Genomic DNA, 17,592 nt, shown 5'->3' on the forward strand with positions numbered 1-17,592 from the left:
TTCCATAACACCCTGGTATACATACTCTAACCTTAACTTTCACCGATTAGCTTGCGACTGTGCCGTCAACGGCATGGTTGAGCGGCAGCAGATAACACGAACTCAATATTAACTGATATCTTGTAGAGGCTCTACCTTATTCCGTGGCACGAGGGTATTTGGAGGTTGAACAGTTCTAGAGCAAATAGACCGTCTATTTAATACTTTAGTGGTGAAAGACCGTTGGCAACGTCCGGTGTTGCTGTTTAGGTGGATCGAGTCCTTACAGAGCATCTAGAACTGGAGTTAAGTACGATCGCTCTACCCTCACAAACGAAAATTTTTAAGCAGATTGCTATTTTCAAAAAGGAGGAATATATGCTCACCAAATCTGTTATTCTCTCTCATCGCAGCGAATGGGTTGAGTGGCATCTTACTCCCACAGGCTGGGAACGAGGAACCGAAAAATGCGACAATCTCGCTCACCTTATAAAAGTAGAACCTCCCGAAGACAGGGTTTTAACGTGCAGATATCATCAGAATATAGCTGTTAATTCTATCTGGTTGCAGACACATATTAGCGAGATTTGGAAATCTGCAAACCAAGAAATAGTTAATGAACTGTTGGAAAAGTTTGGTTCTTGTCCGCAAATTTTATAAATTAGGCGTTGCTGATTTCATGGCGTGAAAATAATTTTGTGTAATGCCAAACCCCTTTGCTTGTAGAGACGCGATATATAGCGTCTCTACATTCAGTAACGCTATTTTGTTTAACCCAGACAATCCTTAAAGAAAGTTAGCACCTGCTCTGGGTAATCTACTACATATTGATAAGCACCAAAACGATGATTTGTCTCAGGATAAAGGGGTTCTACAGCGTTGGGCGTGGCTGCTACCATACTGGCTACATCAGCAACACTACCCCATTTATCACCTGTTCCTTGGACATAAAGTACAGGAGTATTGCGCGCTCCAAAAGCGGCGTAGACGGGTTGGAGATAAGCGGTTTTGGGAGCGCCGAAGAAACGATAAAGAATTTCAGTGGGAATGTTAATTAGTTTACCTATAGCACCATATTTATCGGTACGATAGCGTTCTCCGAACAGTGATGAGGTATTGGGCTGAACAGCGACAGCAGCTTTAATCTCTGTGGTTTCGGGCAGTGTATATACTACGGTGTTTCCTCCCATCGAAAACCCGACAGTGACGATCCGATTCGGATCTACTTCAGGACGGCTTTTGACATAGCGGATCGCTCCCAACAAGTCGCGTTTTTCAAATAAGCCATAGGTAACAGGAATCCTAGCTGCACTCTCACCAAAATTGCTTAAGTCAAACATCAGCACGTTATAGTTTTGCTCGTGTAATGCTTTGGTTAGGGGAAACAGGTTAACTGGCTTACTTCCTGGTAAGTCTCCGAGTAAATCGTTAGCTTTAGTACCGATACGATTCCAAGGCCAACCATGTAAAATTATCGCCACGGCGGATGGAGTTGACGCTGCGGGAACAAACCAACCTTTGAGACGTATCCCATCAAGAGCTGGGAACTCCACATCTTCATAACTTAACCCTAATTCTTGCTTAGGATTCGTCCACAGTTGTTGCCGCTTTGGTGCAATTACCAACCGCGCTGAGTAAGCGATCGCTAACACTAATACCAACAAAACTATAACAATCAGCCAGATAAATATATTCATTGTAAGTAAAGATAGTTAAATGTTATGACTGACTATTCAGACTTCGCGTGATTTTTACTACCATTTTTCTCGGTATAAATCTCACAGCTTCAGCAAGTAACTTGTTTTTCAAGCCCGGAATCACGACAGTTTTATTAGACATCAAGCCGTGATAGCCAATCTTGGCTACAGTTTCCGCATCCATACTTTTCTGGCTAGCAACCAGCTTAATTTGTCCCATTGCAGCCCTTTGTTGAAAACTAGATTCTGTCGGCCCCGGACACAATGCAGTTACGGTTACACCCGTACCTTCTAATTCGTTAGCGATCGCTTCTGAAAAGGACAAAACATAGGCTTTGGTTGCATAATATACCGCCATGATTGGCCCTGGTTGAAAGGCAGCTCCAGAAGAAACATTCAAGACTTTGCCATAGCCTTGCTGTACCATATCCTTGAGAAATAACTTAGTTAAATGGGTGAGGCTAACCACATTTACTTGCAGCAATTCTAGTTCTGATTTGAGGTCAGTTTCGTGAAAGAAACCATAGGAACCAAAGCCAGCATTATTTACTAGCACATCAACTTTGATTCCAGCTTGCTGTAGTTCTGTAAAAATCTCTGTTGGAGTTGTTGGTACAGACAAATCCTTAACAATAATTTCAACTTTTATATCCGATTTTTCTGTGAATTCCTTAGCAATTTTCTTTAACTTTTCTTCACTTCTAGCAACTAATACTAAATTATAGCCATCGAGTGCAAATAACTTAGCTAATTCATATCCAATCCCTCCAGATGCGCCGGTAATGAGTGCAGTTTTTCCCATGCATAAATGGTTTGTTTTGTTCATAAAACAGAATCTTCTTTTTTATTGAAATTATGGGATTGATGAACCTCGTTATAACCTAAAAAATATTAATTACATAATTTGTAAAGTAAATATAATAATATTCAATTTCGGTAAGATTATAGACTGCGCCCTATCTGAACTGCTGTAAAAGTTGACAGTTTGCTAATCATTTCTACCTGAGGACAAAATCACATCATTCAAACTCCAGCGCCGCCCCCAATGCCATGAGTGTCGCCTTCTCAGCCTCAGTTAAGCCAGTAACGCCTGTGATATTCATACCCTCATATGGTCTGGGGATTATCAGTGTTTTCAAGCACTCACCTGTGTTTGCATCCCAAAGCTTAATCGTTTCATCTTCACTACCACTTGCCAAAACTTGTCCACTTTGACACCGATTTTCGTGTTGAGTAGCGATCGCATCACCGTGCGGAGCAAAAACAACTGTCAGCACTGTGGCAGTGTGTCCTTGTAAAGTTTTAACGCACTGACCAGTTTCGGTATCCCACAGTCTCACTGTTTGGTCTTCACTGCCACTCGCGAGCAGGTAGGCATGATTGCTATTTCCTGTCTCCTTCAAAGAGGCTACGTTCTGGGGTATAGCAACGCTTGCACCAACGGAAGACTTTACTACGTATTCTCGTGGAGCAAAGGCAACAGACCAAATTCGGCTTGCGTGTCCAGTCAGCGTTTGCAAACACTGACCTGTTTTGACATTCCATAGTCTCAAAACCCCATCTTCACTGCCGCTAGCGAGAATGTGACCATCTGGACTAAAAGCGACGGAAAGTACAAATCCAATATCTCCACCGAATGTTTGCAGGCATTCACCGCTACGAAAATTCCATAGCTTCACAGTCTGATCTACACTACCAGTAGCAAGCATTTGAGCATCTGGACTAAAAGCAATGGAAAATATCCAATTGAGATGACCTTGCAAAGTTTTGATGCATTGACCCGTGTTCATATCCCATAGCGTCACGGTTTGATTGCAACCACTACTAGCAAGGATGCGACCATCTGGACTAATGGCAACAGAGCGTACCTGACTACTTTCCTTTTGAAATGTTTTCAAACCTCGACTAGTGCTAATATCCCACAACTTCGCAGTATAGTCATCGCCGCCACTAGCAAGAATGCAACCATCCTGGCTAAAAGTCACGGCTCGTACCTGGCTAGTATGTCCCTGCCAAGCTTTGAGCAATTGCCCTTCACAACCGTTCCATAGCCTTATTGCTGCGTCTTCACTACCACTGGCAAGGGTATTACCATCCGGACTGAAAGCAACAGAAAATATTGAATTGGTGTATCCTTGTATCGTTTTTAGGCATTGACCTGTACTAACGTCCCACAACTTAATAGCACGGTCATCGCCGCAACTGGCAAGAATTTGGCCATCGGGACTGAAAGTGACTGAGTATACCCGACTAGTATGCCCTTGCAAAGTTTGAATGCATTGACCACTGCCAAAATGCCATAACTTAATAGATTGATCTAAACTAGCACTAGCAAGGATTTGGCCATCTGGACTGAAATTTACAGATACTACCCAGTTACCGTGCTCTTGCAATGTCTGAATACATTCACCAGTGCTAACATCCCACAAATTAATGGTACAGGCATCGTCGCTACTAGCAAGGATTTGACCATCTGGACTGAAGGCTATAGACCAGATCTGACCTATCTGCTGTTGTAGAGTTCTCAAGCTTTGACCCGTGTTAGCATCCCACAATCTAACTGAACTGTCAAGACTGCTACTGGCAAGAATTTGACCATCAGGGCTGAAGACCACAGTCCCCACCCAGTTGCTGTGTCCCTGCAATGTTCGACAACATAGACCTGTATTAACATCCCATAGTTTTACTGTTTGGTCTGCACCACTGCTAGCAAGCATTTGTCCATTTGGACTAAAAGCGACAGACCAGACACTATCGGTATGTCCATGAAACACCCTCAAGCATTCACCCGTGTTGACATCCCATAGCTTTACTGTCTGGTCGAGACTAGTACTAGCAAGGGTTTGACCATCTGGACTAAAGCAAACAGTCCAGATCCAACGGCTGTGCCCTTTAAAGGTCAAAAGTTGTTTAGTATCTGCAACTCGCCACAAGTGAATCTCTCCATCGGCAAAACCCGCTGCCAAAAGTTTGCCATCTGGGCTAAAATTCACCGACAAAACACTACTGAAGGTTTGAGCAAAAACAGATTTGCTCAGATCGGCGTGGGCAAAATTCACTTGGTGTAAATTTACATCTTGCAGATATGCCTGCCAAACTGTGAGGTGAGAAAAGTCATAACCAGTTAAATTGAACTTCAATTGATGCAATAAGTTAATGATATTTCCACATTCATATTTTGGTGAGTAAGTTTCATTTTCACTACTGCATAAACGCAGTTTCATTAAAATTTGCTTCAGCTTATTTTCTAGGTTTTCTCTAGTTCCAAATTGAGTACTAAGTTTAGTGGCAAGAGGTTCTAAAATCAGGCGAATTTGACACTGTCTAAGATAGTCTGTTGCCTGAGCTTTCAGTAGTGCGTGCTTCCTGAGTAATTCAAAATTTCCTGTAATAATCTCTTCATAAGCCTGCTCGATTAATCGTTCTGTCATGTACTCCATGACAACTGGTTGTTGTGTAAAGCCAATGGAGTTTTTTTCAATTAGCGATCGCCTCTGTAAAGACACTAATGCCTCTAAAATTTCACTCGTGCGAACGTTAGAGACTATATCTGCCTGCAATTGCAAGAATGAAACTGGCTCTCTATTGATTGCCAACCAGTACATTACCTCTTTTTCTAACTCTGATAGACGGTTAAATTGCCGTTCTAAGAGGTTGCGAATATCATCAAAAACCAACGTCCCTTGCTTCAACAATTCCAAGAATTCAGAAACCCTGCCATCAAAAAAATCTCGAATTGCCGCAGCCACCATTTTCAAAGCCAAGGGATTACCAGCGTAATGCTCAATTAGGTAACTCCACTCAGATTCTGATGCCCTAAAGTTACCTTTTGCTTGAAAAATTTTCTGTCCTTCTGGGATCTCTAAACCAGCCAGTGGTAACGAGCGAACAGGAAGTGTTTCACCCTCCTTTGCTGCTAAACTTTTAGGTTTTTCTCGACTAGTTAGTATTAAACAACTGCGATGGGGTGTTTCTGCCACAAATTCAAAAAATTGACCATAGCCTTCATATCCTTGTCGGTAAGAACCTGTATGCTCACACTCACGTAGAATCGTTTCAGCATTATCCAGCAGCAGCAAGCAACGTGAGGAGCGTAAGTGCTCAATCACTCGCACCACTCTACCGTCTATATTTTCTGGTAAATCAGTTTCCTTTCCCTTAGAAAAAAATTTAATTAGCTGTGCTAGCAAATCTTCAATCGGTGGAGCATTGCGGAGACTGCGCCAGATTAAGTACTCAAATTTACTCTGAATCTCTTGTGCTAATTTTACAGACAAACCAGTTTTACTAATGCCGCCCATGCCAAATAGCGTCACCAGTCGGCAGCGATCCTTTAATATCCATTGCTTGACAAGAGCTAGTTCTTCAGTGCGGTTATAGAAAATAGAGACATCAATCGCCTCGCCCCAATCTTGGTGTGGACGAGTAGTAATAGACATGGTGATATTTCGCTTCGCGAATGTCTCATCTTCAAACTCTTGTATATCTTTTAACCCGTTAATCTCAGGGTTATGACCGTTCATTACGGAGATCGTCGGCGCTGTGGCTGATACTTGAGTTTGGTGGGCGTATCGCTTCAAAATCGACTGAAAATTATTTTTAGTTACCTTCTTATTCAATGCTTTTGAGAGCGACTGCCATAACTGAAAGCCAACTTGCTTAATGTACTCAGGCTCATAGCCAGCGCTTGCAGCCATCTCTGAATAAGATTGTCCTTCCCAAGATAGGCGCAATACTATTTCTTGCACTTTGTTTAGGCGATCGTAGTTTAAAACTTTCTCTACGAGTTCTAGTGCTTCTTCAACATTCATGAGCAAGGATTTTAAAGGAATCTTTTTTAAGTTTTTTCTAATAGTCAGGTTAAAATATGCAGTTAAGATTTTATCAACTGCATATTAGCCTTTAAAGTAATCGCTTTTCTATCGAATTATCAAAATTTTGTAATCCTTTTTCCAGAAAAATCAAGGTTTTGACTACTAGTTAAGTTTACAGATTCTTCCATTCAACTATTTTCTTTAGTAATACATCTTTATAAGTTTTATAGTAGTTTCTCATTTGAGTGAAATACACTTTCATCTGTTTTTTGCCTTTTGCAGGATATCTTAAAGTCTTAAATAGTATTTATTTCGAGTGAAAACAGCGATAAATGACTTTTTGGTGACTTTTGCTTACTGTTAAGCTGAGAAATGAAAGACATGGTGTGTTAACAATAAACAAAAAATTGCAATCTCTGTTTTAAGGTAAAATTGAGCAAAATTGAGTAGATTTGTTCAAAATAGTAATCAAGAAATTAAAAATCACAAATAAACGCAGATATAGTGTTAGAAATGCATTTTAAGTTGCAGATATTCATAGGCTAGTTATAACTAGTTACAGGTTAAAATTATTGCCAGTAATCTGGCTTATTCCTAAAGATATACTCCATAACTACATAGTGGCGATCAGAACAAACAACCTACTTGCATTTACGAGTCTTATCTGAAAGTTATTTACCTGCACTTTCATAATTAAGTGGAGATTATTTTATCCACTAGCCTTATTAATGCCAACTTCCAAGACAATAGTTTCTGCGGTTTCTCGCCTTATGCCAGAGAAGAAACCTCAAAAGTTTCAGCACGAGCTTAAAAGAGTTATGGTTTTGAGATTAAGTTAGTAAAAAATAGATATTTATAACTATTTTGTGACTTTACAATAACTATTCTGTGACTTTTTCTAACTGTGTAACCCGGTAAATTGCAGCTAATCTTTTTCTAAAAGCAGTTAATATGTGAAATCTATTTCTATTACATAGAATCTTCTAAGCTCAAACAGCTTTGGAAAAGGTTGATTTTAATACTGCTTTATCCTTTAGTCATTAGTCAGGATTAACACAATATGAATAAGGCAGGGAAGATAGGAGCTTTATTAATAGGAGGACTTGTTTTTAGTGCTGCTCCTGCTATGGCAGCATTTCCTACTTTTTCCGACCGTTGGCTGGTTACATATTGGCAAGATGATACTCGTAATCAGACATTACAAGCTTGTCTTAATTTCACAAACAATGGTGGTTCATTTGGTGCAACTATCGGTGGAACATTTAACTCTCCCACCTTTGCTAATTGGACTGGCAGCTGGGTACAACAAGGTGATCGAGTCCGATGGTGGGGGATATATTCTCCTACAAATACTGCAACAAGTTACGAGGGAACGCTAATAAACTCGAATCTTGCGACTGGGTATTATTTACACTATCCAACAGCAGCTGGGGTAGCTGGAGGAACTAGTATTGGTACTTGGTCAGCTCAAAAAGGTGGCTGTTAATTCAAGCCAAACGCATCAAGTCACTAAGAAGTAGAGGGGCAAAGGTGATGGGGAGAAGAAACCCCACACATTTATGTATAATATGTGTTCAGAACCCCGACTTTTTCAAAAAGTAGGGGTTCTATAAACTTTCATAACTTGCGTGGCGGACTATTAGCTGCCAAATACTCATACAATTTCCAACGCGCATCAACTTCAGCTTGCGCTGCTTCCAATAAGTGCTTGCAGCGATCGCATATATCCTTGCACTTGTAACATATAGAGTAAATCATCCTGCCTCTAGGTTAGGTTGAGCAAAAAGCGATCACTCAACTTAGTTTTTGCGTGCCACAAAGAACCAGCTAGAGGCATTCACGTGTACTTGTGGGGATAGCTTCCGGATTGCTCTAGTTCTCGTTACCAGGTTGAAGCTGGTAACAAGAGTTTCGAGGCTGCCTCCAGGTTGTTGCTAGAAGTCTTGATATGAGTAAATAAACTGTTTGATAGAGGTAAAAATCTTTCTAATTAGGTATGATGTGAGTCCAAAATCAGTTATGAAAAACTAAAAAACTCAAAAAATCCCTAATTTTACAAATTTATGAGAAGTTTATTACAAATTGAAACATCCAATGACCTTCACTCACGCTCTAGAGAAAAAAGTCGAGACTATGAAGATATTCTAGTTGTCGGTCAACCACTGCAAGTCTCCCTAAAAAATCTTGCGCCTGCTGAGGACGCAATTGTTAGTTTTAAAGCACGGGGAGAAATCGAAATTTACTCTAGTGCAAACCAACCTATCGCTGCACAAACACCGATTCCTCTTAGGCAACTTCCAGAGATTACCCTTATAGCAAGAACATTTAGCGATCGCCTAAAAGACCGTTCTTTACAAATAACCTTTGAAGATGATAATGGTCGTGAGTTGAGTCAATTTCAAATCCAACTAACTTGTCTGCGGATTTGTTTAGATGTGGATGCAAATCGAGATGGGATTATTGAAGAAAATAATCCTCATAAAGGGGATTGGCAATGGGGAATTAATGGTCATGGTGCAGTCTTATTAGTAAATAGCGATCGCGATTTTGTTCATTCTGCTGATGAATACGATGGCGAAGATAACTATATTAAAGGACTGCTGGATCTAAAAGATTTTAGCTTTATGATTGTTCGCAAAGTTGGTTTAAGAGATTTACCTTCTGGATGCGAACTTTACTTGTCAGTTAACCAAGACACCGCTAAACGCATTCGCATTTATGACGAATTAGATAGAAGTGGCTATGAGTTAATTAGCCCTGAAAACACAAAAGCAAAAATTAGAAATACTGATCAAGATATTATCTTGGCTATTGAGGGACTAGCTTATCCTGATTTTGACTTCGATGGCATAGTTGAAATTATTTTAAGTCTGGAGAAAGAAGGAAAAACTGTCTACAGCGATCGCGTAGTTTTTCGAGTTGCTCCTTGGATGATGACTCCTAATACTTTATCTCCAACCACGGTTTTTGTTTCTCGTTTATCTAATGGACGTAACGAAGAATTTATAGAAGAACTGAGAAAAGTTGTTGGGAAAGCCAACGCACAACTAGAGCCTGTTCCTTTTGAGTTTCATCAGGACGATCCTTGGATGCGAGACGAAATTGAAATTGGTTACACTCAAGCTCCAGGACACTTGATGCATGTAGTACTTGATTCGCCCCGCGATCGCGGATTAATTCACTTCGCCAAACGCAAACTATTAGGGATCGACTTTGGTTATGTAACCCGTAAAAGTCGCCATGAAGCCACAAAATTAGACTCTTTTGGAAATCTAGAAGTTTCTCCGCCAGTAACTGTAAAAGGTGTTAATTATCCCTTCGGACGTCTGATATTTGGGGGAACGCGTCAAGAAATTATTCAAGAGCCGCGTCGAATGTTAAGAGTCTTGCGAGACTTTTTCTATGCCCAAAAAATTCAAGCCCCCTTTGAAATTTTTTCTGACTGGCTTAGTGTAGGTCACATAGATGAATTTATGACCTTCGTTCCTGCTCCTAATCCTAAGGGTTTTAAACTACTTCTCGCCAGCACCGCCAAGTGTTATGAGCTTCTCCAAAGTTTACGAGATGAAGGACATTCTCAGGTATTATTGCGGCAAGGAAAACGACTTTATGGCAAACCTGCTGATATTAGTGTGGCAGATATTCTCGACGATCAAGACTTAGCTGATCAAAACCAACGCTTTCAAGAACATATTAATTGGAATCGAGAGGTTTTGAAACAGGAATTAAACTTAGGTGAAGAAGATATTATTGATATCCCTGCTTTATTTCAAGATGATGGTAAAGGTGATGGGCGAGCAGAAACTTTTTTCCCCAATATGGTAAATATGATTGTTCTCAATCAGCATCTTGCTATTCCTAAACCATTTGGCCCCAAGGTTAACGAGCAATGTCAATTAGAAGCCTATGTTCAAGAAATTTTAGAACCTTTGGATTTAGTTTGTCACTTTATTGATGATTGGGAGCCTTATTTTCGAGGAGGAGGAGAAATTCATTGCGGTACTAATGCATCTCGACAACCTTTTGCCAAAAAATGGTGGGAAGTTGAGCCGACATTCTTTTAGAAAGAGCTAATACCAATTGAAATGGCGAATTTACTCGCTATTCTCTAAAATTATAAATTTCCATTTTCTCCAATTTTCCTAGCTGCCAAATATTCATACAACTGCCAACGCGCATCAACTTCAGCTTGCGCTGCTTGCAATAGGTGTTTGGCAAGTTCAGGTTTGCTCTTAGCTAGCATTTTGAAGCGATTTTCTTGATACATTGACTCTCGAACTGGTTGCTTGGGTGATCGCATATCTAATTGCAAAGGATTTTTACCCTGTTTTTGCAACTCAGGATGATATCGATACAGCAACCACCGTCCTGATTCTACCAATGCCTTTTGGTTGCTCATTGCCGTTGTCATGTTGACGCCGTGGGCGATGCAATGGCTGTAGGCAATAATTAACGATGGGCCGTTGTAAGCTTCGGCTTCTAAAAATGCTTTCAAAGTCTGGTCATCTCGTGCGCCTAATGCTACACTCGCCACGTAAATATTACCGTAGCTCATCGCGATTAATCCTAAATCTTTTTTGGCAGCAGGCTTACCACTAGAGGCAAATTTGGCAACTGCTGCCCGTGGAGTAGATTTAGAAGCTTGACCACCAGTATTAGAATAAACTTCGGTATCCATCACCAAAACGTTGACATTACGACCACTAGCAAGCACGTGATCTAATCCGCCGAAGTCAATATCATACGCCCAACCGTCACCGCCGACAATCCAAACACTTTTTTTAACCAGATAATCAGCTAAAGATTTTAAAGATTTTAGTTTTCTTATTTTCTCCGCGTCTTCTTCTACTATAAGTTCATCTACACGTTGTTTAAGAAGAGCAATTCGTTCGCGTTGTGCATAGATATCTGCTTCAGTTTTTTGTGCAGCACTAAGAATAGACTGAACTAAGTTATTGCCAACCTCACTACTCAATTCCTGCAAAAGTTCAGCAGCATATTCAGCTTGTTTGTCCAAAGAGAGGCGAAAACCAAAACCAAATTCAGCATTGTCTTCAAATAAACTATTAGACCATGCCGGGCCTCTACCTTGAGCATTTTTTGTCCACGGAGTTGTAGGCAAGTTTCCACCATAAATCGAAGAACAACCCGTGGCATTGGCAATTACTGCGCGATCGCCAAATAGTTGTGTCAGCAATTTTAAATAAGGTGTTTCACCACAACCAGCACAAGCACCGGAAAATTCAAATAATGGTTCTTGCAGTTGTTGTTGACGAATTTGGTTGAGTTTTAGCTTAGGTCGGTCAGGATTTGCTAAATTCAAAAAGAAATTCCAGTTTTCCCGCTCTTGCTCCCGCAATGGCAACTGAGGTTTCATATTAATCGCTTTTTTTTCTATATCCCAAATCCCCTGTTCCCTGTTCTTTTTAACTGGACAAATATCAACACAGACACCGCATCCGGTACAGTCTTCTGATGCTACCTGAATGGTAAATTTCTGTCCGACAAAGTCTTTATCTTTGGCGTTAGTTGACTTGAAATTTACGGGAGCATTCGCTAACCAATCTGGTGGATAAACTTTAGAGCGAATCGCACCGTGGGGACAAACCATCACACACTTGCTGCACTGTACGCAGATATCTGGTTCCCAAACAGGTATTTCCTGTGCGACATTGCGTTTTTCCCAGCGAGAAGTTCCAGTTGGATAAGTACCATCAGCGGGGAAAGCACTTACAGGTAATTCATCCCCCTGCCACGCCATGATTTTACCTAGAACTTCGCGGATGAATTGTGGAGCCGAAGAGGAGGTGGGAAAAGAGGACACGGGGACAAGGGGACGCGGGGACAAGGGGAATGGTTTTGATAGATTCTCCGCGTCTTCTCTCCATTTCCTCCTTTCCTCTTCTGTGATATCTACTTTCTGTAAATTAGCGAGGGTGTTGTCTACCGCTTGCAAGTTCATGCGGACGATTTCTGTGCCTTTTTTACCGTAAGTTTTTTCAATAGTTTGCTTAATTTTAGCGATCGCTTCTTCTTCTGGCAGCACTCCCGCAAGAGTAAAGAAGCAGACTTGCATAATTGTATTAATTCGTCTGCCCATGCCACTTTCACGGGCAACTTTGTTAGCATCAATAACGTAAAATTTTAATTTCTTTTCAATAATCTGCTGCTGTACTTCGGCTGGTAGACACTTCCAAACGGTATCGGCATCGTAGGGACTATTTAACAGGAATATTGCTCCAGGCACGGCTGCCTTAAGAACATCAACGCGTTCTATAAATGTCCACTGATGACAACCGATGAAGTTTGCTTGTTCAATTAAATAGGTGGAACGAATTGGCTGAGAGCCGAAGCGGAGGTGAGAAACAGTCATCGAGCCAGATTTCTTGGAATCGTAGACAAAGTAACCTTGGGCGTAATTGTCCGTTTCTTCTCCGATAATCTTGATGGAATTTTTATTTGCGCTGACGGTGCCATCGGAACCCAACCCGTAGAACATGGCTCGAACGACGCTATCGGGTTCCGTTGAGAAGTTCAAGTCGAAGCTTAAGGAAGTATTGCTTAAGTCGTCATTAATACCAATAGTAAAGTGGTTTTTCGGTTTTTCTTGTGCTAGATTATCGAAAATAGCCCGTACCATTGCTGGCGTAAATTCTTTAGAAGAAAGACCATAACGACCACCGATAATTATAGGAGAGGTTCTTCTGCCACTGCCTCGCTCTGCACGGATCTCGCTCCACACTTCATGAATAGCTGTCACCACATCCAGGTATAATGGTTCTCCAGTGCTACCGGGTTCTTTAGTGCGATCCAAAACAGTGATCGCCTTGGTGGTATCGGGTAAGGCTTCTACAAATTTTTTGGTATCAAAGGGGCGATAAAGTCGAACTTTGAGAACACCTACTTTCTCACCGCGGGCATTGAGGTAATCCACGGTTTCATGTACCGTTTCGCAGCCCGAACCCATGAGCACAATTACGCGATCGGCGTCCTTTGCCCCATGATATTCATAGATTTGGTAATGCCGTCCGGTGGATTTTCCAAATTGATTCATAACCTGCTGGACAATTTCCGGGCAGGCATCATAAAAAGGGTTAACTCGTTCCCGCCCTTGGAAGTAAACATCAGGGTTTTGAGCAGTTCCCCGCAACACAGGGCGATCGGGGGTTAAAGCACGGGAACGGTGGGCAAGTACTAATTCTTCATCAATGAGCGATCGCATCTCGCTATCTCTTAGTAATTGGACTTTCTGAATTTCGTGGGAGGTGCGAAAACCATCAAAAAAGTGCATAAATGGCACTCGTGCTTTGAGAGTCGCGGCTTGAGCAATCAGGGCAAAATCGTGAGCTTCTTGTACTGAAGCAGAACACAGCAGAGCAAAGCCAGTGGCACGGGCTGCCATAACATCACTGTGATCGCCGAAAATTGATAAAGCGTGAGTAGCCAAGGAGCGCGCCGCAACATGAAGAACGAAGCTAGTCAACTCGCCAGCAATTTTATACAGATTCGGAATCATCAACAATAATCCCTGAGATGAGGTGAAGGTTGTTGTCAGAGAACCTGTTTGCAATGCTCCATGCACGGCAGCAGCGGCTCCACCTTCACTCTGCATTTCGATTACGCTCGGAACTGTACCCCATAAATTGAGATCTTCTTCTGCCGCCCAAGTATCTGTCCATTCGCCCATTGCAGAAGAAGGGGTGATCGGATAAATGGCTACAACTTCATTTACGCGATAAGCAACACGGGCTACAGCTTCATTTCCATCGATAGTTGCAAAGGTTCTGTTCATACATTAATTCTCCTGACAGCTTGCCCCAAATACCGCGATCGCTACATTACTAATTAGTAATTAAAGGCATAAATAATTAGAACCCCCTAGTGCTGAGACGCTTTTTATTTTTCTAGCTTTGCTTTTTGTTTGTATTAAGCCACTTAGTATCAAAGGCAGAATTAAAAAGGTAGAATCAAGAACATAGTGACTAAAAAGCTCAACTCTGAATAGGCTATTATTTATTCAATAGTCCTTAATTCAAAGTTATATTTGTACATCACGGTATGTTTTAACTACCCTATTTAATAGGATTATTAGCAATAACTAGAAATAATAAATGTGGGATGTAGCGTCTTAACCATAAGTATAAGTAGAAATTAATATTGAGAAATTGTAATTGTTTTGGTACAATTACAATTTACAGGTTATTTGGGTCTAAAGAAGATTATCTCATCTTCCAACTTGCTTTAATTAATAACTATTAACGATGTACTCAAGCTATAAAAGCACTGCTAACTAAAGATTTCAGAATTTTTAATATTTTTTTGGGGTATAGGTGCGGGATATGCTAATTGCTGTACATTTTCCAGTTCTCTAGATACTAAGACATTTTATCTAGTGCAAATCTAAGAATTACAACGACTGGGACATATATTGAAAATAAATCTTAAGTTTGTAGATTATATAAAAGTAGTTTAACACACTGTTTAAATGCAATTTTTTTCAATGTAAGTAACATTTGAACATTAGTTAAGTAATATATAGAACTAATTAAAAACAATGTCCTCGAAGTTGGAGTTATGTGTGTTTTAAAAGTGCTGTTACTTTTATCATTGCTCAGTGTTTTCTCAAGATTATTAATGTTTAACTGTGCTGGATATTAAGTAGGGGAGCCAGTATTTACTTAGGTTGTGTTACAGCTATGCAAAAATTTGAGAGTTGACAGCAAATTTCATTTATTTGAGCCAAAAATTTTTTCGGGGCGGGTTTTGTTTCAATCTCTAGCTAAAAGCAAAAGGATATCTACTAAACCCGCCCTTACAGTATTGTCTGGTCTATTCATCTGAAAATGGCTGTAAGAGTATGAGAACTAGCCGCCACGTACCCTACAGTTTAGTATTTAAGAAGTCAAATATTCTCTTTTGAGATTAGCTAAAGTTTATGATGGAATGATAGCTAACTATACTTTAGAAAATGAAAATATTCTCTTTAGCAGCTTAGTGTTATTTAATCCACAGCTACCAATGAAAAATAACGACGAAATAAATCCTCAATTAGATGTAAACAATTTAGACAAAATAAAAGTTCCACCAGTTTCTCAGAAGACAGGAGTTATACCAAGGTCAATTGGTAGGACTATTAATAGAATCACTGCTGACTTTTCTCCACAAGCAGAAGAGGAATTTATCAAAAATTTTCAATTTTCTAGAAATCGCAGCAGAATTGCTTTAAGATTTATACTCATGCTTATAATTGTACCGCTGTTAACACAGGAATATTCTAAGCAATTTTTGTTTAGTCCTGTCGTGGAGCGGATAAGAAGTGAAAATACACAGGAAATTTTTCTGAATTCTGAGATGGAAGAAGAAGCTCTGCGAGAGTTGAAGCGTTTTGAAGAACAACTGAATTTTGAACAGTTAATCCGTAAATCTCCCCCTCTGTCTCCAAAAGCTATAGAAGAAAAACTTAAAGAAAAAGCGAATGAAATAGCACAAGTATATAAGCGAAAAAGTAATATTGCCATCAGTAATATTTTTGCTGATATTCTCTCATTACTTGCTTTTGCATTAGTAGTAGTTACTAACAAACAAGCCATTGAAGTTGTTCAATCATTTATAGATGAAGTTATCTATGGCCTAAGCGATAGTGCTAAAGCTTTCTTAATTATTTTATTTACAGATATATTTGTAGGATTCCACTCACCTCATGGTTGGGAAATTCTTTTAGAAGGATTGGCAGAACATCTTGGATTACCAGCAAATAGGGGAGCAATATCTTTATTTATCGCTACATTTCCTGTGATTTTAGACACTATATTTAAATACTGGATTTTCCGCTATCTCAGTCGGCTATCACCTTCTGCATTAGCTACATTAAAAGAAATGGACGAGTAATAATTGCTTATGCGTGCCATGCTTTTAGAAGCACCGCGTCAACCCCTGCGGCTAGTCGATTTACCTTTACCAAAACCCAATCCGGAGCAGGTGTTGATTCGCATTCATGCTTGTGCTGTGTGTCGTACAGATTTGCATATTGTAGACGGAGAACTGACACACCCAAAACTACCTCTAATACCTGGACATCAAATTGTGGGTACTGTGGAAGCAGTAGGGGAACAAGTAAAAAATTTTAACGTGGGAAAACGCGTTGGTGTTCCTTGGTTAGGTCATACTTGCGATCACTGCCGCTATTGTCTTTCTCATCGTGAGAACCTTTGCGACTATGCCGAGTTTACAGGTTATCACCTCGATGGCGGCTATGCTGAGTATACCGTTGCTGACTATCGTTATTGCTTTGAAATTCCAGCAGGTTATCCTGATATGCAAGCTGCACCATTGTTGTGTGGTGGGTTGATTGGCTATCGCGCCTACAGAATGACTGACGATGCTGAAAAAATTGGCTTTTATGGCTTTGGTTCTTCTGCGCACATTTTAATTCAACTGGCGCGTTATCAAGGGCGTCAAGTCTTTGCCTTTACCCGTTCTGGGGATACTCAAGGACAAGAATTTGCTCGTCAATTAGGTGCAAATTGGGCAGGTGATTCTGACAAACTTCCTCCAGAACCATTAGATGCGGCGATTATTTTTGCGCCAGTTGGAAAATTAGTACCTACGGCGTTGCGTGCGGTTGCTAAAGGTGGGGTGGTGGTTTGTGCTGGCATTCACATGAGCGATATTCCCTCTTTTCCCTATGAAATTTTATGGGAAGAAAGGGTGTTGCGCTCTGTTGCTAACTTGACTCGCCAAGATGGAGAAGAATTTTTAACATTAGCACCTCAAGTTCCCATTCGTACAGAGGTAAATCTCTTTGGGTTAAGTGAAGCTAATGAGGCTTTAGATGCTCTGCGTAGTGGCAAAATTGAGGGTTCGGCAGTGTTGTTTACTTAGGATTTAAGAAGGCAGATGGCAAGAGGCAGGAAGGAAGTTAAGTAGTAGCGTGGCAAGACTAAAATGATGCAATAAATTGTTTTGTGGTGCGGACAAGATGTCCGCACGGGCGGGCTAGAAGCCCACCCCACAAGATTTTTCTAATGTACCAATTTAGCTGTATCAGCCCACTACCTGGCTACCTGGGGTGACGGCCTTAAAATCTTAAAATAGTGTCGTAA

At 40.6% G+C, this 17,592-nt stretch carries 10 protein-coding genes; 5 read left to right on the top strand and 5 right to left on the bottom strand.

Annotation, left to right across the window (positions count from 1 at the left end):
• The first annotated feature begins 249 nt into the window (after positions 1-249).
• Complete coding sequence (locus tag U2718_RS01640) at positions 250-639, top strand: hypothetical protein (RefSeq protein WP_341999626.1); 390 nt, start codon at positions 250-252, stop codon at positions 637-639.
• 110 nt (positions 640-749) lie between these two features.
• On the opposite strand, the gene U2718_RS01645 is transcribed toward U2718_RS01640, so the two are convergent.
• The 3 genes from U2718_RS01645 to U2718_RS01655 form a co-directional block, all read right to left on the bottom strand.
• Positions 750-1,676: an alpha/beta hydrolase gene (locus U2718_RS01645; protein ID WP_341999627.1), complete on the bottom strand. Its 927-nt coding sequence runs from the start codon at positions 1,674-1,676 to the stop codon at positions 750-752.
• A 22-nt stretch (positions 1,677-1,698) separates the two neighbouring features.
• Complete coding sequence (locus U2718_RS01650) at positions 1,699-2,502, bottom strand: SDR family oxidoreductase (RefSeq protein ID WP_341999629.1); 804 nt, start codon at positions 2,500-2,502, stop codon at positions 1,699-1,701.
• Between the two features lie 193 nt (positions 2,503-2,695).
• A complete protein-coding gene (locus tag U2718_RS01655; RefSeq protein ID WP_341999631.1) occupies positions 2,696-6,487 on the bottom strand; it encodes a WD40 repeat domain-containing protein in 3,792 nt (1,263 codons plus the stop codon).
• A 1,063-nt stretch (positions 6,488-7,550) separates the two neighbouring features.
• Between U2718_RS01655 and U2718_RS01660 the strand changes: the two genes are divergently transcribed.
• Positions 7,551-7,976: a hypothetical protein gene (locus U2718_RS01660; protein WP_341999633.1), complete on the top strand. Its 426-nt coding sequence runs from the start codon at positions 7,551-7,553 to the stop codon at positions 7,974-7,976.
• 131 nt (positions 7,977-8,107) lie between these two features.
• On the opposite strand, the gene U2718_RS01665 is transcribed toward U2718_RS01660, so the two are convergent.
• Positions 8,108-8,248 (bottom strand): hypothetical protein, encoded by a 141-nt coding sequence (locus tag U2718_RS01665; protein WP_341999635.1) that lies wholly within the window; start codon positions 8,246-8,248, stop codon positions 8,108-8,110.
• A gap of 305 nt (positions 8,249-8,553) precedes the next feature.
• Between U2718_RS01665 and U2718_RS01670 the strand changes: the two genes are divergently transcribed.
• Positions 8,554-10,554 (top strand): protein-arginine deiminase family protein, encoded by a 2,001-nt coding sequence (locus U2718_RS01670; protein WP_341999637.1) that lies wholly within the window; start codon positions 8,554-8,556, stop codon positions 10,552-10,554.
• A 50-nt stretch (positions 10,555-10,604) separates the two neighbouring features.
• On the opposite strand, the gene nifJ is transcribed toward U2718_RS01670, so the two are convergent.
• Positions 10,605-14,282, bottom strand: coding sequence for a pyruvate:ferredoxin (flavodoxin) oxidoreductase (gene nifJ, locus U2718_RS01675; RefSeq protein ID WP_341999639.1), 3,678 nt, complete (start codon positions 14,280-14,282; stop codon positions 10,605-10,607).
• Positions 14,283-15,406: 1,124 nt separating this feature from the next.
• On the opposite strand from nifJ, the gene U2718_RS01680 reads away from it, so the two are divergent.
• Together U2718_RS01680 and U2718_RS01685 are read left to right on the top strand one after the other, a co-directional pair.
• Positions 15,407-16,378 carry a CemA family protein gene (locus tag U2718_RS01680; RefSeq protein WP_341999641.1) on the top strand — a complete coding sequence of 324 codons (972 nt, stop codon included), beginning with the start codon at positions 15,407-15,409 and terminating at the stop codon, positions 16,376-16,378.
• 9 nt (positions 16,379-16,387) lie between these two features.
• Complete coding sequence (locus tag U2718_RS01685) at positions 16,388-17,371, top strand: zinc-dependent alcohol dehydrogenase family protein (protein ID WP_341999643.1); 984 nt, start codon at positions 16,388-16,390, stop codon at positions 17,369-17,371.
• The last annotated feature ends 221 nt before the right edge of the window (positions 17,372-17,592 follow it).

This window comes from Chlorogloeopsis sp. ULAP02 (genome assembly GCF_038404745.2).
Lineage (GTDB): Bacteria > Cyanobacteriota > Cyanobacteriia > Cyanobacteriales > Nostocaceae > Chlorogloeopsis.

Excerpts from the sequence above, each read along its gene's own strand:
- U2718_RS01665 (WP_341999635.1), bottom strand. The coding sequence starts at position 8,248 with ATGATTTACTCTATATGTTACAAGTGCAAGGATATATGCGATCGCTGC.
- U2718_RS01670 (WP_341999637.1), top strand. The coding sequence starts at position 8,554 with ATGAGAAGTTTATTACAAATTGAAACATCCAATGACCTTCACTCACGC.
- U2718_RS01645 (WP_341999627.1), bottom strand. The coding sequence starts at position 1,676 with ATGAATATATTTATCTGGCTGATTGTTATAGTTTTGTTGGTATTAGTG.
- U2718_RS01660 (WP_341999633.1), top strand. The coding sequence starts at position 7,551 with ATGAATAAGGCAGGGAAGATAGGAGCTTTATTAATAGGAGGACTTGTT.
- U2718_RS01655 (WP_341999631.1), bottom strand. The coding sequence starts at position 6,487 with ATGAATGTTGAAGAAGCACTAGAACTCGTAGAGAAAGTTTTAAACTAC.
- U2718_RS01650 (WP_341999629.1), bottom strand. The coding sequence starts at position 2,502 with ATGAACAAAACAAACCATTTATGCATGGGAAAAACTGCACTCATTACC.
- U2718_RS01685 (WP_341999643.1), top strand. The coding sequence starts at position 16,388 with ATGCGTGCCATGCTTTTAGAAGCACCGCGTCAACCCCTGCGGCTAGTC.
- nifJ (WP_341999639.1), bottom strand. The coding sequence starts at position 14,282 with ATGAACAGAACCTTTGCAACTATCGATGGAAATGAAGCTGTAGCCCGT.